Raw genomic sequence first — 18,041 nt, forward strand, 5'->3', positions numbered from 1 at the left:
ATGGTTCTACTTGTGTTTCCGGGCAAAGAGCCCGAGCAGATGCTCGGCCGAGAACATCGCGATGCAGACGCTGGCGACAATGGGAATGCAGTAGCGCAGTCCTTCCGGCAGGCCGAGAATCGGAATCCGGTCGTGCCGCGTGGTTTCCGCCATCTCCAGGCAACCGACGAAAGTCGCCACCGCGAAAACGATCAGGCAGATATGCTGAATGGCCGTCACGACCGTCTGGCCCTTCGGCGGCAGTCTCTTCACGAACGAGTCGAGCCCGATGTGGCCGCCTTCGCGCACCCGCAGCGCCGCGCCGAACATCGCGATCACGATGACGAGCAGCAGTGCAATGGACTCGACGAAATCGGGCGCGTCGGCAAAGACGTAGCGCATCACCACGCTATAAATCACGAGCGCGCACAGCGCCGCGAGGCTCACCGCCGCGACGACCACCAGCACGCGAAAAAGAAAATCGTTGGGGCGTTTAAGGAAATTCATTGACGCTGCCCTTCTTGCGACAGACCGGTCTTGAACATCTTGAGCGTTCAGCATGTCGTCTCCTGACACACCCGTTGCGCGCGGCGCGGCACGGTACGGCGCGAAGCCCGCAGGATCGCCTGCCGCAGGATCGCCTGCCGCAGGATCGCCTGTCGGGCAAGTCGCGCCGCTCCTGCCACAAACGGTGTTGATGCGGTTGGCGTACGGGACGCGGGACTTACTTGATTGCCTGGATCTCGTCGACGATCTGCTTCATTTCAGGCGTCTTTTCGTACTTTGCCCAAATCGGCTGCATGGCTTTCACGAAAGCGGGACGGTCGATCTGCGAAGCGGTGACGATGGTGGCGCCGCCCTTCGTGACCGTGTTCTGCGCCTCGGCTTCGCGCGCGGTCCACAGCTTCTGGTAGTACGGCACCGAGTCGGCCGCCGCCTTCTTGATGATCTGCTGCTCCTGCGGCGTCAGCGTGTCCCACACCTTCTTCGAGAACACCAGCACTTCCGGCGTCATCGAATGCTGGGTTTCCGAGTACACCTTGGCCACTTCGAAGTGCTTGGTTTCTTCGTAGGATGGCAGATTGTTTTCCGCGCCGTCGACGAGACCGGTTTTCAGGCCCGTGTAGACCTCCGCGAACGGCATCGGGGTCGGCGTGCCGCCCATGGCCTTGATTTCGTCGACCATCAGGTCGGACGGCTGCACGCGCACTTTCAGGCCCTTCATGTCGGCCGGCGACTTGATCGGCTTCTTCGCGTACATCGAGCGCGCGCCGCTCTCATAGAAAGTCAGCGCAATCATGCCCTTCGCGGTAAAGGCGTCGAGAATCTTCTGGCCTTCGGGGCCGTACATCACCTTGCGGAAATGGTCGATGTCGCGAAACAGGAACGGCAGCGACGGGATCATCGATTCGGGCACGATCTCGTTGAACGCCGCGCCGTTCGCGCGCGCCATGTCGAGCGCGCCGATGCGCACCTGATCGATGGTGTCGTTCTCGGAGCCGAGCGCGCTGTTGCCGAACACCTTCACCTTGTCCTTGCCGTCGGTCGCCTTGCTGATTTCCTCGCCCATGTACTTCACGGCCATGTTGGTCGGATAGTTGTCGCCATGCACATCCGAAACGCGGAACACGCGCGCTTGAGCCGACGTCGTGCCGAACGCCAGCGCTGCGGCGGCAACGATCATCGAAACACGGGAAGATGCAAACCTCTTGTTCATCGTGACATTCCTTGGAAATTGACCATCCCATCGATTGCGGATGCGACATGGTTTTGATGCGTCTGCGGCTGCGCGCATCGTCCCTTCGCAGGACGCGGCGCTCGCCGTGCTGGTTGTGCAACAACCCCGGCACAGGTTATCCAGCACTCCTGTCGATTACTCGACTGCCCTGCTTGGACCAGGCCGACAAACTTTCGGGTACGCATGGAGAAACGCGATGCCCATTTGAAAGCCGCCAGCTTTGTACTGCGACTCGACTTTCAGGTGAAAGCGATTTGTTGGACCTGTTTATGTTGTACGACGACAGACGAAGTCTATAAAAGCACTTTTCGCTTGTACAGACAGTATTTACCCGCAGAAAAACCCTCCCGGCAGCCATGAGCGAAGCGGCGCACTGCCACGGCTGACGCTTGTTTTGAAGGATCCTGCAACAGTGTTCGAAGCGCCTCGCAAGATGTTGTTGTTTTGAAGCATGAACTCAGAACACGGTAGCTTCTACGCATCTTGTTGTACGACGAGTGATGATAACCGGCTGCAGAAAAGGCGCCGTAAACGAAAAACGCCGGGAGAAAGACGCCCTCCCGGCGCACGCTTCGCGCAAGCCTGATTACAGTTGCCCTGCAAATTCGGGCTCGGGAAGTCCGCTCACGCCGGGCCGCAGCGCGAACACGTGGCCGTCGTGCTCGCTCGCGCCCGTTCCCGGACGGATCGACGTGACAAACAGCGTATCGAGATCGCGGCCGCCGAACGCGCACATGGCCGGCTTCACGGCCGGCACGGCGATCTCGCGGTCGAGCTTGCCTTGCGGCGTGAAGCGCAGTAGCCGTCCCGCGTCGTTCGCGCAGATCCAGTAGCAGCCATCGGCGTCCACTGCCGCGCCGTCGGGGCGGCCCGCGTAGTGATGCAGATCGGCGAACACGCGCCGGTTGCGCGGCGCGCCCGATTCGATGTCGTAGTCGAAGGCCCAGATCAGGCGGCGCAGCGGATGCGAGTCGGTCAGATACATCGTCGCGCCGTCCGGCGACCAGCCGAGGCCGTTCTGCGTAATGAGCGCATCGACGACCGGCGCGGACAGCACGCCGCTTGCGTCGTAGCGGTACAGTGCGCCGTCCGGAATGGCCGCGGCCATGTCCATGACCATCGTGCCGGCCCAGAAGCGTCCTTGCCGGTCGCAGCGGCCGTCGTTGAAGCGCATGCCGGCGCGCGGGAACACAGGCGCCCCGAGCTTGCGGACGGCAGCCGTCAGCGGCTCGCCTCCGTCAGCACCCGACGCATCCGACGCCTCATCGAGCGTGACCGCGAACAGCCCCGTTTCGCAGCCCGCGAGCACCGTGCCGTCACGATTGAAGGCGATGCAGGCAACCTGCTCCGGCAGCCGCCAGTCGGTGCGCCGGCCCGTTTCGATCTGGGCGCGCACGATCTTCTGCGCCGGAATGTCCACCCAGTACAGCGCCTGCTCCGCCGCACGCCAGACCGGGCTTTCGCCCGTCGCCGCGGGCAGCGGCCCGGCGGCTTCGAGCCGCTCCACCTTCGGGTTAGCCGTTGCGCCCGTCATCTGGATTCACCCGTCGCGTTGCCGTGCTTCGGCTCCATCGGTCCGGCGAGCACGAACGGGCCGCCCTGGTACAGCTGGGTCGGATCGTCGAAACGCGGGTCGGGCGCGCCCGCCGGAAACAGATGCTCGAACGGCTCGGAGCTGTCCTTCGGACGGAAGCCGAGGAACGCGGCCTTGGTGTTGTCCACCCACGAAATGCGATTGTTCGAGACGCCGTAGACGATTGCATGGCCGACGCGATTGGTGAACAGCGAGCAGCGCACGAGTTCGATGAAGTCGCGATAGCTCAGATACGTGACGAGCATGCGCGCCGACTTCGGCTGCTCGAACGACGAGCCGATCCGCAGACACACGGTCTCGAGCCCGAAGCGGTCGAAGTAGTAGCGCGACAGCGATTCGCCGAAGCACTTCGTGACGCCATACAGGCCATCGGGGCGCAGCGGCGCGTCGGCATCGAGCACCGAGGTCACCGGATGAAAGCCCACCGCATGATTCGAGCTCGCGTAGACGATGCGCTTCACGCCCTGCTTGTATGCGGACGAGTACAGGTTGTAGAGGCCGCGGATATTCGCTTCGAGCAGATCCTCGAACGGCGCCTCGACGGAAATGCCGCCGAGATGCACCACGGCGTCCACGCCTTCGAGCAACGCGTGCACAGCCGCCGCATCGGCGAGATCGACGATAGCGGCCTCTTCGTGCGCGGCCACTTCGCCGAGCGGCGCGATATCGGACACGCGCACGATGTCGGCCCAGTCGGCGAGCGCGCCGCGCAACTGCTTGCCGAGATTGCCCGCCGCGCCGGTGAGAAGCAGGCGGCGGAACGGCTTGCTTGCCGCGGAGCGGTTAACGTTCGAATCGTTCGAATCGGTCATGTCCTTATGCTTCTGTGAGTGCTTCTGTGGGTGAGGTTGGATCGGTTCGCCGGATCGACGCGCGAGAAAGCGAAACGGCGCTCAGGTCACCGGCGCCGGGTTGAACAGCACCAGCGCGTTATGGAGCTTGAGCTTCTCGGCGCAGGTCTCCTTGCGCCCACTCGCGACGTCGAGCATCAGCCGGAACAGTTCCCAGCCCACGTCCTCGATGCAGGACTCGCCGGTCGCGATGGTGCCGGCGTCGATGTCCATCAGATCGCGCCAGCGGCGCGCGAGATCCGAGCGCGTCGCGACCTTGATGACGGGCACTTCGGCGAGGCTGTACGGCGTGCCGCGGCCCGTCGTGAACACGTGCAGCGTGATGCCCGAAGCCAGTTGCAGCGTGCCGCAGATGAAGTCGCTGGCCGGTGTCGCCGCATAAATCAGGCCCTTCTGCCGCACCTTCTCGCCCGGCGACAGCACGCCCGAGATCGCCGAGTTGCCCGACTTGATGATCGAGCCCATCGCCTTTTCGACGATGTTCGACAGGCCGCCCTTCTTGTTGCCGGGCGTCGTGTTCGCGCTGCGGTCGGCGCCGCCGCGCTTCAGATAATCGTCGTACCACTGCATTTCGCGGATGATCGCCGCGGCCACCTCCGCATTGGCCGCGCGCGCCGTGAGCTGGTCGACGCCGTCGCGCACTTCGGTGACTTCCGAGAACATCACGGTCGCCCCCGCGCGCACGAGCAGGTCGGTGGCGAAGCCGACGGCCGGGTTCGCGGTCAGCCCGGAGAACGCATCGCTGCCGCCGCACTGCACCCCGACCACGAGATCGGAGGCCGGACAGGTTTCGCGGCGGCGGTTGTTCAGACGCTTGAGATGACCCTCGGCCATGCGCATGATCGACTCGATCATCGACTGGAAGCCCACGTGCGCTTCGTCCTGCAACACCACGACGTCGCCGTTATGGTCCGCCGCGACATCGCCGATATCGGCGATGTCGTCCGCGTTCGCGGCCTCCGCGATCGGGATCGTGCCCGGCGGCATCAGGCGCTCGGGCTGCAGCTTCTCGCAGCCGAGGCTCACCATCATCACCTCGCCGCCGAAGTTGGGATTCAGCGCGATGTTGCGCACGGTGCGGATCGGCACCATCGCGTCGGGCGCGTCGATGGCGACGCCGCAGCCGTAGGTGTGGCCGAGACTCACGACGTCGTCGACGTTCGGGTACTTCGGCAGCAGCTCCGCCTTGATGCGCGTGACCGCGTGCTGAACCACGTCGGCCACGCACTGCACGGTGGTCGTGATCGCGAGGATGTTGCGCGTGCCGACCGAGCCGTCCGCGTTGCGATAACCCTCGAACGTGTAGCCGTCGAGCGGCGCCATCTCCGGCGCCTTGATGGTGGCGATGGGCAGATCTTCGAGCCCGGGCGGGCTGGGCATGCGGATCACGTGCTCGTTGATCCAGCTGCCTCTCGGCAGCGCCTTCAACGCGTAGCCGATCACCACGTTGTAGCGGATGATCTCGTCGCCCTCGGCCAGGTCGGCGAGCGCAACCTTGTGCCCCTGCGGCACGCGCTCGCGCAGCCTGAGGCCGTCGGCAAATACCGCGCCCTCGCCCAAGCCGCCGTCGTTGACGACGATTGCGACGTTGTCGTTGGGGTGAACGCGTATGTAGAGCGGAGTGTGTTCCATTGCATCGATCCTCACGGCGCGGCCGGCTTGCCGCGCCATTATTTATACGTCATCATACAACATAGGCGTTAACCGCAACGTTCCGTATTTACCCTACCGTGCGCGATACGCCGCGAATCCCCGTTGAATTCCCGGATTCCTTGTTGTACGATGACGTATAAGTGTTCGAGATTTATTTAGCGAATCCCTACTTGTCGGACCTTCGGCCCTGCGAGTCGATCAAACCGGGCCCAGCCGACCCACCGAAACATACCGCTTCTGGATATTCACATGACGACACCGCAGGAACTCAAGCAGATCGTTTCGGAAGGCCTCCTGTCCTTCCCCGTCACCGACTTCGACGCACAAGGCGATTTCCGCGCCGACACCTACGCCGAGCGCCTCGAATGGCTGGCGCCGTACGGCGCTTCCGCCCTGTTCGTGGCCGGCGGCACGGGCGAATTCTTCTCGCTCACGCACGACGACTACTCGAAGGTCGTGCGCACCGCCACCGAAGTCTGCAAGGGCAAGGTGCCGATTCTCGCCGGCGCGGGCGGCCCGACCCGCACCGCGATTGCCTACGCGAAGGAAGCGGAGCGCCAGGGCGCGCAAGGCATTCTGCTGATGCCGCACTACCTGACCGAAGCCAGCCAGGAAGGCATCGCCGCGCACGCGGAACAGGTCTGCAAGGCAGTGCCGAACCTGGGCGTCATCATCTACAACCGCGCCAATTCGAAGCTCAACGCCGACATGCTGGAGATCCTGGCCGAGCGCTGCCCGAACCTGATCGGCTTCAAGGACGGCGTGGGCGAGATCGAAAACATGGTGACGATCCGCCGCCGCCTGGGCGAGCGCTTCTCGTACCTTGGCGGCCTGCCGACCGCCGAAGTCTATGCCGCCGCGTACAAGGCGCTTGGCGTGCCGGTGTACTCGTCGGCGGTTTTCAACTTCATTCCGAAGACCGCGATGGACTTCTACCGCGCCATCGCAGCCGACGACCACGCCACCACCGGCAAGCTGATCGACGAATTCTTCCTGCCGTACCTGAAGATCCGCAACCGCCGCGCGGGCTACGCGGTCAGCATCGTCAAGGCGGGCGCGAAGCTCGCGGGCCACAGCGCGGGTCCGGTGCGCGCGCCGCTCACCGACCTGACCGGCGAAGAAATGGAACAGCTCGACGCGCTGATCCGCAAGCTCGGTGCGCAGTAAAGCCGCGGCGGCGCGCCACGTGCACACCCGCGCGCACGCCACCAGCCAGATCGACGAGGACCGCGCAGACGGTCCCGTCACGAACGCCCGGCGCGGCCACGCCGCCGGGCGCTCATAACGGCCCCTGCCGGATAACTCAGGAGACAACCATGAACATGAGCCGCACGGCCAGTTCCGCCAGCGCGGTCGCGCGCACCCGGGTTCGCTACGCGATTCTGGCGCTGATCTTTCTGATCACGACCCTCAACTACGCTGACCGCGCGACCCTCTCGGTCACGGGCTCCGCGATGCGCGCCGCGTTCAGCCTCGACGCGATCCGCATGGGCTACATCTTCTCCGCCTTCAGCTGGGCCTACGTGCTCTCGCAGCTGCCGGCCGGCTGGCTGCTCGACCGCTTCGGCGCGCGGCGCGTGTACGCGGCCAGCATTTTTTCGTGGTCGCTGTTCACGCTGCTGCAAAGCTCGATCGGCCTGCTGGGCAGCGCGGGCGCCGCGGTGGCCGCGTTGTTCGTGCTGCGCTTCGCGATGGGCGCGGCGGAATCGCCCGCGTTCCCGGCCAACGCGAAGGTCGTCGCGAGCTGGTTCCCGACCAACGAGCGCGGCACCGCATCGGCCATTTTCAACGCCGCGCAGTACTTCGCCGCCGTCGTGTTCACGCCGCTGATGGCATGGCTCACCCACGCATTCGGCTGGCAGACGGTCTACGTGGTGATGGGCGTGCTCGGGCTGCTGCTCGCGCTCACGTGGCTGATGTTCATGAAAAATCCCACCGACCACCCGCGCGTTTCGCGCGCCGAACTCGACTACATCGAGCAAGGCGGCGGCCTCGTGAGCGGCGCGCGCAAGATTCGCTCTGACGACGCCGAAAAATCCGGCGGCTGGGCGCTCATGCGCCAGCTGCTCAGCAACCGCATGCTGCTCGGCGTCTATCTCGCGCAGTACTGCATCAACGTGCTGACCTACTTCTTCCTCACCTGGTTTCCGATCTACCTCGTGCAGGCGCGCGGCATGACGATCCTGCAGGCCGGCCTCGTCGCTTCGCTGCCGGCGATCTGCGGCTTTTCCGGCGGCGTGCTCGGCGGCCTGATCTCGGACGGACTGATCCGGCGCGGCGCATCGCTCACGCTCGCGCGCAAGGTGCCGATCGTGGGCGGCATGCTGCTGTCGACGTGCATCATCGGCTGCAACTATGTCTCGACCGACTGGATCGTCGTCGCGCTGATGTCGCTCGCGTTCTTCGGCAAGGGGATCGGCGCGCTCGGCTGGGCCGTGGTGGCCGATACCTCGCCGAAGGAAGCCCTGGGCCTGTCGGGCGCGATTTTCAACATGTTCGGCAACGTGGCCGGCATCGTCACGCCTATCGTGATTGGCTATCTGGTCGCACGCACGGGCTCGTTCAATGGCGCGCTCGTGTTCGTCGGCGCGAACGCGCTGCTGACCGTGTTCAGCTACCTCGTGATCGTGAAGGACATCCGGCGAGTCGAACTGCGCGCGGCCTGAACGGCGATCGGACAACGATATAATCCCATGCAGAGACCTCTGCCAATTTCCGATCAAGGGGCGTTTTCGATGGCCACACCAGTCGCGCCTCCGCCACGACGCGCACGCAATCTTGCCGAACTCGTCGTCAACTATGTCACCGAGCAAATTGCCGCCAAGGCACTGAACCCCGGCGACAAACTCCCGACCGAATCGCAGTTGATGCACACGCTCAGCGTGAGCCGCACCGTGATTCGCGAAGCCATTTCGCGCCTGCAAGCGGGCAAGATCATCGAGACGCGGCACGGTATCGGCAGCTTCGTGCTCGAACCGCCGCGCGAAAAACTCGGCATCGCCGTCGTGCCCGCCACTACGTTGCGCGACGTGCTGTCGATTCTCGAACTGCGCATCAGCCTGGAAACGGAATGCGCGGGCCTCGCGGCGCAACGCGCAAAACCGGACGACCTCGCGCGCATTCGTGCGGCGCTCGACGCGATTGAAACCTCGCGCCACAACGGGCAAGACAGTGTGGACGCCGATTTGCAGTTTCACGTTTCGGTGGCGCGCGCCACGGGCAATCGCTATTTCGTCGACATCCTCTCGCAGATGGGCAGCGCGCTGATTCCGCGCAAGCGGCTCGACTCAGCCGGCATTGCGCGCGCCGATCCGGATGCGTATCTGTCGCTCGTTAATCTCGAACATGAGAGCATTTTTGAAGCGATTTCGCGGCATGATGCCGAAGGCGCACGGGCGGCGATGCGGATGCATCTTTCCAATAGCCGGGAGCGGTTGCGGCGGGCGAATGAGGTGAGCGACGCGAATAGCTGAGCGGGTTTCTGCTGATATCGCGGAGTTCGGAGCCGCGGCGCGCCCGGGCATCGTCAGAACAATCGAAACCCACCAGCGCCCGGCTGCAACGGCTGAAAGGCGAATTCCCGCGCAACGAAATGCCATTGCCCGAACTCCGGGTCGTACACCGCATACTGGTTGCCTGCTTCGGGTGTCGAGGTGGTCACGAGCGGCATCGTGTCGAGCGCCCGATCTAGTACCCGCTGCGTGCGCGGCCGCTCCCAGAGCCTGACCAGTTCCGCAGTTTCCCGCCAGGCAAACAGGCCCCCCTGTTCGTGCAGGTAGTCGATATGCACAAGCGCATCCGCGTCCACTTCGATGCCAGACGACGTGGAGCGCGTTCGCGAACCTTGCACGCAGACCACCGTCCATAGCGAACCATCGGGGCGCTCGAGCACGCGTCCGTCATGCGCCGCCCAGGCGATGTGAAGGGAAACCTGCATCTGCTTCGCATCCGGGCAAAAGATGTTCGGTTTAACCCCGGAAACGCGCGCTAACTGGAAGCTCCCGCCATTGCGCCTCGCCTGGTACTCGCCTGAAATCAGCGCATTGAACATCGACAGATAGAAGTTCGGGGCCTCGCCTTCCGGAAGACGACTCCCTTGCACCTGCACCGCAACGCCATCCGCTGCCAGGCGGATCAACATATAAGGGTCGATTATTTCGCCGGCCTTGATGTTTTCGTCCGAGGCGCGACGACGCATGCGATTCCAGCCGAACATCTAGTTGCGCCCCGATGACGGCATACTCGAAATCAATTCAGCCCCGCACGAGGCCTTGTGACCTTCGAATGCCGCGGCGGCGCCATCGACTTCGAAGCTGTCATCGCCGTCGGCAATTACGACCTCGCCATGCAACGCGCAGAGGCAAGCATCGCCCTTGCGCGCAACCGAGCGCCCCATGACCGTGTAATTGGGCGCCCCAGCCTCCACATGTCCGCCGTGACTGAGAAGGTCGCCGACCCGGATGATGCCTCGCATAACCTCTCCTTTACTCTGAATAGCCCTGCTTTAACCCCTTGTCCTCATCGAAGCGGTGCCCCCACCACGGCAGATAGGCATTGTTCCCGCCGCGTGCGCGGAACCAGTCGGCCTCGGCGTCGATGGGGTTGAGTTTCGATGGCGGCACGATCACGACCGCAACGGGACGGTTCGCGTCCGTGGTGCCCGCGACCAGCACATTGCCGCCCAGATGATTCGCTCGGCCAATGGCGAGCGCAACGTCCGTCAATGCGGTGCCCGCGCCCATTTCGCCGAGCAACGCGGGCGTATTGAACATTTGTTTGCCGTAGTCGAAATCGGGCAACGTCTCGGTAAGCGTGCGCGACAACGGACCCACGCGCGCCGATGCCTCGTCGCTGGCCCGACCGGCATCGTGTATGACGTAGTGAATGTCGGGAACGGTGACGCCTGTGTTGTGCGCGGCGGCTTCAATCGTTGCCTTCCACGCCTGCACCGTGCGAGTCGTTCCGGCCTTCGAGTCGAAATCGCTCGCGTTGCCGGTTGCCGCGCGTCCGATCCAGGCGAGCGGTTCGCGCTCCGTTTTGAAGTCGGGGCCAGTCAGTATCAGCAGCACCATGTTTTCGTTAAGCTGGCCGTCCTTCGGCGGGAAGCTCGGTGCGTCCCAGTTCATGACCCATACGCTTTTGTCCGGGTTGGTCTGGAGGTAATCGAGTGCGGCGTTCAGCGAGGTGAAGCCTGCGTTTGGGCCGCCGGGCGTTACGCGAACCTCAGGCGGGGTGCTGTCGCTCCAGAGTTTGGGGAAATATTTGTTTCCGATGTTGAATTCGCTGATGATCTGCTTTTGCAGATAGGTTTGGGCTTCAACCGGATCGAGCCGCGTGGGAATAGCGAACTCGACATGGATGCCGGCGAGTTCTCGCCAGTCCTTTTTGTTTTCCGGTTTGACCGTATAAAAGTATCTGGAATTCATTACGTAACGGGTTCCGAATAAATTCAGTAATTTTCTAATGTATTTTTTATAGAATCCATCAAATGTTTCCGTACCATCGTTTCCATAAGCGATTCCGGCAACGTACTGGAGCGTCGAGTATTTTTGCGGCTGCGTCCGTACCATGTCATCGTTCTTGTTCGGTTTCACCAGACCTAACATCCACAGCAATTGCCATTCGGTCGGATAGTCGCGCCGTTGCAAGGGATTGAGCCATTGGACTCCAACGACCTGTGCAAGGAAAGGCCGGGAAGACTCGCTGGTCGCGGCCGCGGCTTCTGCCGATGGCGTGGCGGTCTGCGCCGTCTCTGGCATCAGCACCGTGCTCAGCACGAACGTTGCCCAGGCGACAAGACCCGGCAGCAGAAGCAGTCGTTTCATGAATTCCCCGGCCTACTCTGAATAGCCCTGCTTTAACCCCTTGTCCTCATCGAAGCGGCGCCCCCACCACGGCAGATAGGCATTGTTCCCGCCGCGTGCGCGGAACCAGTCGGAATCGGCGTCGATGGGGTTGAGTTTCGACGGCGGCACGATCACGACCGCAACGGGACGGTTCGCGTCCGTGGTGCCCGCGACCAGCACATTGCCGCCCAGATGATTCGCTCGGCCAATGGCGAGCGCAACGTCCGTCAATGCGGTGCCCGCGCCCATGTCGCCAAGCAACGCGGGCGTATTGAACATTTGTTTGCCGTAGTCGAAATCGGGCAACGTCTCGGTAAGCGTGCGCGACAACGGACCGATACGCGCCGATGCCTCGTCGCTGGCCCGGCCAGCATCGTGTATGACGTAGTGAATGTCGGGAACGGTGACGCCTGCGTGGTGCGCGGCGGCTTCAATCGTTGCCTTCCACGCCTGCACCGTGCGAGTCGTTCCGGCCTTCGAGTCGAAATCGCTCGCGTTGCCGGTTGCCGCGCGTCCGATCCAGGCGAGCGGTTCGCGCTCCGTTTTGAAGTCGGGGCCAGTCAGAATCAGCAGCACCATGTTTTCGTTAAGCTGGCCGTCCTTCGGCGGGAAGCTCGGTGCGTCCCAGTTCATGACCCATACGCTTTTGTCCGGGTTGGTCTGGAGGTAATCGAGTGCGGCGTTCAGCGAGGTGAAGCCTGCGTTTGGGCCGCCGGGGGTTACCCGAACCTCAGGCGGGGTGCTGTCGCTCCAGAGTTTGGGGAAATATTTGTTTCCGATGTTGAATTCGCTGATGATCTGCTTTTGCAGATAGGTTTGGGCTTCAACCGGATCGAGCCGCGTGGGAATGGTAAGCTCGACGTGGATGCCGGCGAGTTCTCGCCAGTTTTTTTTGTTTTCCGGTTTGACCGTATAAAAGTATCTGGAATTCATTACGTAACGGGTTCCAAATAAATTCAGTAATGTTCTAATGTATTGCTCATAGAACCCATCAAATGACTCTTTGCCACGGTTGCCATAAGCAAGAGCACTGAGCTTCCCCTGAAATTTCGCCTTCCAGCAGGTCGTGTGTAAACTCGACCCGAAGGAAGGAAAGAATCGATGTTCAAAATACCGAAGCAGGCATACACCGCGGAGTTCAGGACGCTCGCGGTACAGCGAGTGAAGGACGGGCAAGGCGCGCGGGACGTTGCTCGTGAACTGGGGATTTCACACCAGTCGCTGCGCAACTGGGTCAAGGCCGATGAGGCAGGCACGCTCAATGGCGCGGGGGCAAAGGTTGTCACGCCAGAGCAGATGGAGCTGTCTCGCCTGCGGGCTGAGAACAAGCGTCTGCAGATGGAACTTGAAATCGCAAAAAAAGCGGCGGCGTTCTTCGCGAAGGACCTCCTGTGAAGTACGCCTGGATTGATTCGCATCGCCGGCACTATCCGCTGTCGGCGCTGTGCGGGGTCCTCTCGGTCAGTCTGAATGGCTATCGCGCGTGGAAGCGCGGCGGCACGCCCGCGCGCAAGCGGCTCACAGATGCGCAGTTGCTCGCCCTGATCCGGTCTATCCATGCTGCGGTCAAGGGCGCCTATGGCTCGCCACGGATGACCGAGGAGATTCGCGCACGCGGCTTCCCGGCCAGCAAGGAGCGGGTTGAGCGGCTCATGCGCGACAATGGCATCCGGGCCCGTCACAAGCGCCGTTACCGCGTCACGACGGACTCGAAGCACAAGCTGCCGGTTGCAGAAAATCTGCTGGCTCGCAACTTCACGCCGACGGCGCCGAATCAGGTCTTTACGTCGGACATCACGTACATCTGGACCGATGAGGGCTGGCTGTATCTTGCGATCGTGCTGGATCTGTTCAACCGGGAGGTCGTCGGCTGGTCGATCAAGCCGCGCATGACGGCTGACATCGTGACGGACGCGCTGACGATGGCGTGGTTTCGACGCCGGCCCGAGCCCGGCGCGCTGCTTCATTCGGACAGGGGCAGCCAATACGCCAGCGACGACTTCCAGCGCAAGCTGGCGCAATACGGCATGCACTGCTCGATGAGCCGCAAGGGAAATTGTTGGGACAACGCCCCCACCGAAAGTTTCTTCAACAGCCTGAAGAACGAACGGGTGCATGCTACGCGATACCGTACCCATCAGGAAGCGATGACGGACTTGTTCGAATACATCGAAGTGTTTTATAACCGCAGTCGTCGTCATTCGTCGCTCGGCTTCATATCGCCGGATCAGTTCCTGCAAAACTGGATCAAAGCTCAGCAGACCAAGGATGCGGCTGCATAACCAAGGGCCTCTGGAAGGCGAAAAACCGAGGGAACCTCACACCGATGGACTGAAGCGTCGAGAATTTTTGCGGTTGCGTCCGCACCATGTCGTCGTTCTTGTTCGGCTTCACCAGACCCAACATCCACAACAATTGCCATTCGGTCGGATAGTCGCGCCGTTGCAAGGGATTGAGCCATTGGACTCCAACGACCTGTGCAACGAAGGGCCGGGAAGACACACTAGTTTCGGCCGCGGCTTCTGCCGATGGCGTGGCGGTCTGCGCTGTCGCTGGCATCAGCACCGTGCTCAGCACGAACGTTGCCCAGGCGACAAGACCCGGCAGCAGAAGCAGTCGTTTCATGAATTCCCCGGCCTACTCTGAATAGCCCTGCTTTAACCCCTTGTCCTCATCGAAGCGGTGCCCCCACCACGGCAGATAGGCATTGTTCCCGCCGCGTGCGCGGAACCAGTCGGAATCGGCGTCGATGGGGTTGAGTTTCGACGGCGGCACGATCACGACCGCAACGGGACGGTTCGCGTCCGTGGTGCCCGCGACCAGCACATTGCCACCCAGATGATTCGCTCGGCCAATGGCGAGCGCAACGTCCGTCAATGCGGTGCCCGCGCCCATTTCGCCGAGCAACGCGGGCGTATTGAACATTTGTTTGCCGTAGTCGAAATCGGGCAACGTCTCGGTAAGCGTGCGCGCCAACGGACCCACGCGCGCCGATGCCTCGTCGCTGGCCCGGCCGGCATCGTGTATGACGTAGTGAATGTCGGGAACGGTGACGCCTGTGTTGTGCGCGGCGGCTTCAATCGTTGCCTTCCACGCCTGCACCGTGCGAGTCGTTCCGGCCTTCGAGTCGAAATCGCTCGCGTTGCCGGTTGCAGCGCGTCCGATCCAGGCGAGCGGTTCGCGCTCCGTTTTGAAGTCGGGGCCAGTCAGAATCAGCAGCACCATGTTTTCGTTAAGCTGGCCGTCCTTCGGCGGGAAGCTCGGTGCGTCCCAGTTCATGACCCATACGCTTTTGTCCGGGTTGGTCTGGAGGTAATCGAGTGCGGCGTTCAGCGAGGTGAAGCCTGCGTTTGGGCCGCCGGGGGTTACCCGAACCTCAGGCGGCGTGCTGTCGCTCCAGAGTTTGGGGAAATATTTGTTTCCGATGTTGAATTCGCTGATGATCTGCTTTTGCAGATAGGTTTGGGCTTCAACCGGATCGAGCCGCGTGGGAATAGCGAACTCGACATGGATGCCGGCCAGTTCTCGCCAGTCTTTTTTGTTTTCAGGCTTGACCGTATAGAAGTATCCAGAATTCATTACGTAACGGGTTCCGAACAGAGGTAACAATGAGTCAACATACTTGTGATAAAAGCCCTTGAAAGTCTCTGTGCCATCGTTTCCATAGGCAATTCCAGCAACGTACTGGAGCGTCGAGTATTTTTGCGGGTTCGTCCGTACCATGTCGTCGTTCTTGTTCGGCTTCACCAGACCCAACATCCACAACAATTGCCATTCGGTCGGATAGTCGCGCCGTTGCAAGGGATTGAGCCATTGGACTCCAACGACCTGTGCACGGAAAGGCCGGGAAGACTCGCTGGTCGCGGCCGCGGCTTCTGCCGATGGCGTGGCGGTCTGCGCCGTCACTGGCATCAGCACCGTGCTCAGCACGAACGTTGCCCAGGCGACAAGACCCGGCAGCAGGAGCAGTCGTTTCATGAATTCTCCAGTATCGAGCGGTTCCAGGTTGTCATGCGCCATCCAAACCAGCATGACAACCGCTGACAGGAACAACGCGCAGAATGCAAGCGCCACGCGGCGCGGCCAGGTTGCAATCAGGGCGCTCACGCAACTCCCCCGATATTCAGATAGAAGCTGCCTTCTCGTTCATCCGCAATCTTTGCAGGCATTTTTGCTTCGTCATCCGTTTTCGCCCATATATCCAGTGACACGCCTCCGAGAAGGCCATTTTCGAAGTACTTCGAGTATTTCTTGTTCGGATTGTCGTCGCCCATTCCTATGCCAAGCCGCCAATCAGCTTCAAGACGAAGGGCCTTCATCTGCTCCGGCGACAGGTAACACAACCCGATCGCAACGTCATACGCAAGCGCCTTCTCCGCATGCATCGGATTCGTCATGATGGTCGAGTGATTGGTCGGATTGTTGTTCGCGCCCTTGTTCAGAATGCTGACGACCTGCGCATTGCGCCATTGCGTGTATCCCTCCGGGGCCGTGCTCTTGCCGTCCTCGCCAATCACGTTGCCGTTCCCGTCGATCCAATCCGGATTACGTTGGCGCAGCGCGCGCATGCGCAGAATGGCGTGATCCTCATAACGCTGTGCCGCTTCGCTGCCTTTGTCGCCGATGGCCTTCGCCCCTTTCTCGTAGTTGTCGTACGGATCGTCGGGTTTCGCATCGGTCTTCGCCGCGTCACGCGCCGCAGCGGGCGGGTCATGGCTTTCGTTGAAGTCGCTGTGCGCATTCGGACCGTCTTCGATTTCGCATTCCTTACCGTATCGCAACGCTTTCGGCGTGAACGGCTCGTCCAGCCTGGGCGCATCGGCCACGACTTTCCAGCCGGTCGGCGGGTCCGCGTTCACGCGCATCGCGTCGAGCGACGACGTCACCAGCGTCACGATGGACAGCAGCGGAGCCGTCATGGTCGTGGCAAACCATCCGACAGGGTTCTCATTGCCGCTCCACGCATCTGTCAATCCATATTTCGCGGGCGGCGACGGCGGATACCAGAAGCCGCTGGTCTTTCCTTTTCCGTGCCGCCAGTCGTCTTCCCAATAGCGATATTCCAGCGGCGTGTTCTTCAGGCTATACAGCCCCACCGGGAAGTGCGTCGCGAACACGCGCTGCGTCAGCACACCCTGCGCCCCCGTATCGGCAAGCTCCCGGCCCGCAAGTCCGCGCCAGCCGATGCCCTGCACCGTCGTGGCCGAGATCACCTGGTCGTGCGGGCAGCAGTACAGCGTGACGCGACCGTACGTGCTGTTGTTGACGCCGTGCGCCGCACGATCTTCCGCTGCCTTGTAGCGCTTCCCGCTGGTCGGCGATATGCGCTCGTTAGCCATGTCTTCATCGACCTTGTCGACGGGCATTTCGAATGCCCGTCGGGCACGGATGATATTGAAGAACTCCCGCAGCGTCTTCGTGCGCGCCTCGTAAGTTTCACGCCCCCGGTTGTCGCCCGCATCGCGAATCTTGCGCTGCGACCAGTTCTCCATCACCGTGCCCGTGTTCGAGACGCTGTACGGCGGATTCGCGAGCACGTAGGCATCGGCCACGCAGCGGCCGACGTTGCCCCATGGGTCGGTGACTTCCGGCAACTGATCGCCGAAAAATGCGGCCGTGAGGCCCACCATGTTTCCCTGGCTGTGGCAAACGATCGTGATTGGGACATTGGCCTGCGTCTGCCGGATCGACTGGATCAGCTTCGCTAGCCGCAGTGCGGCCAGCACGCCGTAGGCGCGTGGTGGCGTCCGGTACAGCGGGCGCTGCGTCGGGTTGAGGCCCTGGACGGTGATGAAGCCGAAGATGCGGTCGTCGATGCCCTCCTGCCACAGGTCCGGCAGACTCGAGCAGCCGTTGGCGAATGGACCGCCGCCCCAGTAACCCTGTTCGTTCAGGAAGATCTTGTCGCCGTACTCCTTCAGTTCGTCCTTGTTCGCCTTGTAGCCCCAGCGGAAATGAATCACGGGCGAGAACGACGCATCGGGTTTGATGTAGTTGCCGGCCCACAGGTCAGGATTGAGAAACCCATCGGGCGTCAAGCTCTCGGTGTAGTGTGCCGGACACATCTGCCCGCCGACCACGCCCCTGTACGCCATCTGGTCATCCAGACGCGCGAGCCGCCGGTTCAGCCCCTTGCACAGCCCTGCCTCGGCGGGTTCGAACCACTCGCCTTCGGAGTTCACGCCATGCACAAAGATAACGACACCGGGCAGCGGCTGCTGTTTTACGCAGATCAGTTCGCTAGTTAAATCGAAGACCAAAGGCCCCTGCCCCTGTCCGATCACGATGCGCGGCGGCTCGGTGGCAGGTGCTGCGGGTGGAATGGATGACGCCGTATCTGGATTCGGGAAAGAGTCGGTCATGCTCGAGCAAACTCTTCA

15 protein-coding genes and 1 pseudogene are annotated in these 18,041 nt (G+C 62.1%); 4 read left to right on the forward strand and 12 right to left on the reverse strand.

From position 1 onward, the window contains the following. Positions 1 to 6: 6 nt before the first annotated feature. The 5 genes from P5W98_RS17290 to garD form a co-directional block, all read right to left on the reverse strand. Positions 7 to 486 (reverse strand): TRAP transporter small permease, encoded by a 480-nt coding sequence (locus P5W98_RS17290; RefSeq protein ID WP_421026801.1) that lies wholly within the window; start codon positions 484 to 486, stop codon positions 7 to 9. Positions 487 to 703: 217 nt separating this feature from the next. After that, positions 704 to 1,696, reverse strand: coding sequence for a TRAP transporter substrate-binding protein (locus tag P5W98_RS17295; protein WP_421026800.1), 993 nt, complete (start codon positions 1,694 to 1,696; stop codon positions 704 to 706). A 607-nt stretch (positions 1,697 to 2,303) separates the two neighbouring features. Next, the gene (locus P5W98_RS17300) at positions 2,304 to 3,251 is read right to left on the reverse strand and encodes an SMP-30/gluconolactonase/LRE family protein (RefSeq protein ID WP_421026799.1); all 948 of its coding nucleotides are present in this window, start codon (positions 3,249 to 3,251) and stop codon (positions 2,304 to 2,306) included. Then, a complete protein-coding gene (locus tag P5W98_RS17305; protein ID WP_421026798.1) occupies positions 3,248 to 4,123 on the reverse strand; it encodes an NAD-dependent epimerase/dehydratase family protein in 876 nt (291 codons plus the stop codon). The genes P5W98_RS17300 and P5W98_RS17305 overlap by 4 nt, the downstream gene beginning before the upstream one ends. An 81-nt stretch (positions 4,124 to 4,204) precedes the next feature. Continuing rightward, positions 4,205 to 5,794: a galactarate dehydratase gene (garD, locus tag P5W98_RS17310; protein ID WP_421026797.1), complete on the reverse strand. Its 1,590-nt coding sequence runs from the start codon at positions 5,792 to 5,794 to the stop codon at positions 4,205 to 4,207. 270 nt (positions 5,795 to 6,064) lie between these two features. Here garD and kdgD point away from each other — a divergent pair, with 270 nt between their 5' ends. From kdgD to P5W98_RS17325, 3 genes are all read left to right on the forward strand, one after another. Next, positions 6,065 to 6,982, forward strand: a complete 918-nt coding sequence (kdgD, locus tag P5W98_RS17315; protein WP_421026796.1) for a 5-dehydro-4-deoxyglucarate dehydratase — start codon at positions 6,065 to 6,067, stop codon at positions 6,980 to 6,982. 149 nt (positions 6,983 to 7,131) lie between these two features. Then, positions 7,132 to 8,481 (forward strand): MFS transporter, encoded by a 1,350-nt coding sequence (locus P5W98_RS17320; protein ID WP_421026795.1) that lies wholly within the window; start codon positions 7,132 to 7,134, stop codon positions 8,479 to 8,481. A gap of 69 nt (positions 8,482 to 8,550) precedes the next feature. Further along, the gene (locus P5W98_RS17325) at positions 8,551 to 9,288 is read left to right on the forward strand and encodes a FadR/GntR family transcriptional regulator (protein ID WP_421026794.1); all 738 of its coding nucleotides are present in this window, start codon (positions 8,551 to 8,553) and stop codon (positions 9,286 to 9,288) included. Between the two features lie 53 nt (positions 9,289 to 9,341). On the opposite strand, the gene P5W98_RS17330 is transcribed toward P5W98_RS17325, so the two are convergent. Genes P5W98_RS17330 through P5W98_RS17345 form a run of 4 tightly spaced genes read right to left on the reverse strand, consistent with a single transcriptional unit; the run spans position 9,342 to position 12,837 of the window. Continuing rightward, a complete protein-coding gene (locus P5W98_RS17330; protein WP_421026793.1) occupies positions 9,342 to 10,031 on the reverse strand; it encodes a hypothetical protein in 690 nt (229 codons plus the stop codon). Next, a complete protein-coding gene (locus P5W98_RS17335; protein ID WP_421026792.1) occupies positions 10,032 to 10,289 on the reverse strand; it encodes a PAAR domain-containing protein in 258 nt (85 codons plus the stop codon). It lies immediately after the preceding gene. A gap of 10 nt (positions 10,290 to 10,299) precedes the next feature. Beyond that, positions 10,300 to 11,640 carry a virulence factor gene (locus tag P5W98_RS17340; RefSeq protein WP_421042696.1) on the reverse strand — a complete coding sequence of 447 codons (1,341 nt, stop codon included), beginning with the start codon at positions 11,638 to 11,640 and terminating at the stop codon, positions 10,300 to 10,302. Positions 11,641 to 11,652: 12 nt separating this feature from the next. Beyond that, a complete protein-coding gene (locus P5W98_RS17345) occupies positions 11,653 to 12,837 on the reverse strand; it encodes a virulence factor (protein ID WP_421073354.1) in 1,185 nt (394 codons plus the stop codon). Between P5W98_RS17345 and P5W98_RS17350 the strand changes: the two genes are divergently transcribed. Continuing rightward, a protein-coding gene (locus P5W98_RS17350) for an IS3 family transposase (RefSeq protein WP_421023114.1) occupies positions 12,763 to 13,943 on the forward strand; the annotation gives its coding sequence in 2 pieces (ribosomal slippage) (positions 12,763 to 13,015 and positions 13,015 to 13,943; 1,182 coding nt in all). The genes P5W98_RS17345 and P5W98_RS17350 overlap by 75 nt on opposite strands. Before the next feature lie 43 nt (positions 13,944 to 13,986). Here the strand turns inward: P5W98_RS17350 and P5W98_RS17355 are convergent. The 3 genes and pseudogenes from P5W98_RS17355 to P5W98_RS17365 form a co-directional block, all read right to left on the reverse strand. After that, positions 13,987 to 14,286 (reverse strand): annotated as a pseudogene (locus P5W98_RS17355) (virulence factor); the annotation flags it as partial. A gap of 12 nt (positions 14,287 to 14,298) precedes the next feature. After that, a complete protein-coding gene (locus P5W98_RS17360) occupies positions 14,299 to 15,768 on the reverse strand; it encodes a virulence factor (protein ID WP_421073926.1) in 1,470 nt (489 codons plus the stop codon). Then, entirely contained in the window at positions 15,765 to 18,023 is a 2,259-nt protein-coding gene (locus P5W98_RS17365) for a T6SS effector phospholipase Tle3 domain-containing protein (protein WP_421026791.1), read from the reverse strand. The genes P5W98_RS17360 and P5W98_RS17365 overlap by 4 nt, the downstream gene beginning before the upstream one ends. Positions 18,024 to 18,041: the final 18 nt, after the last annotated feature.

The sequence above is a fragment of the Paraburkholderia sp. A1BS-2L genome (assembly GCF_051125205.1).
Taxonomy (GTDB): domain Bacteria; phylum Pseudomonadota; class Gammaproteobacteria; order Burkholderiales; family Burkholderiaceae; genus Paraburkholderia.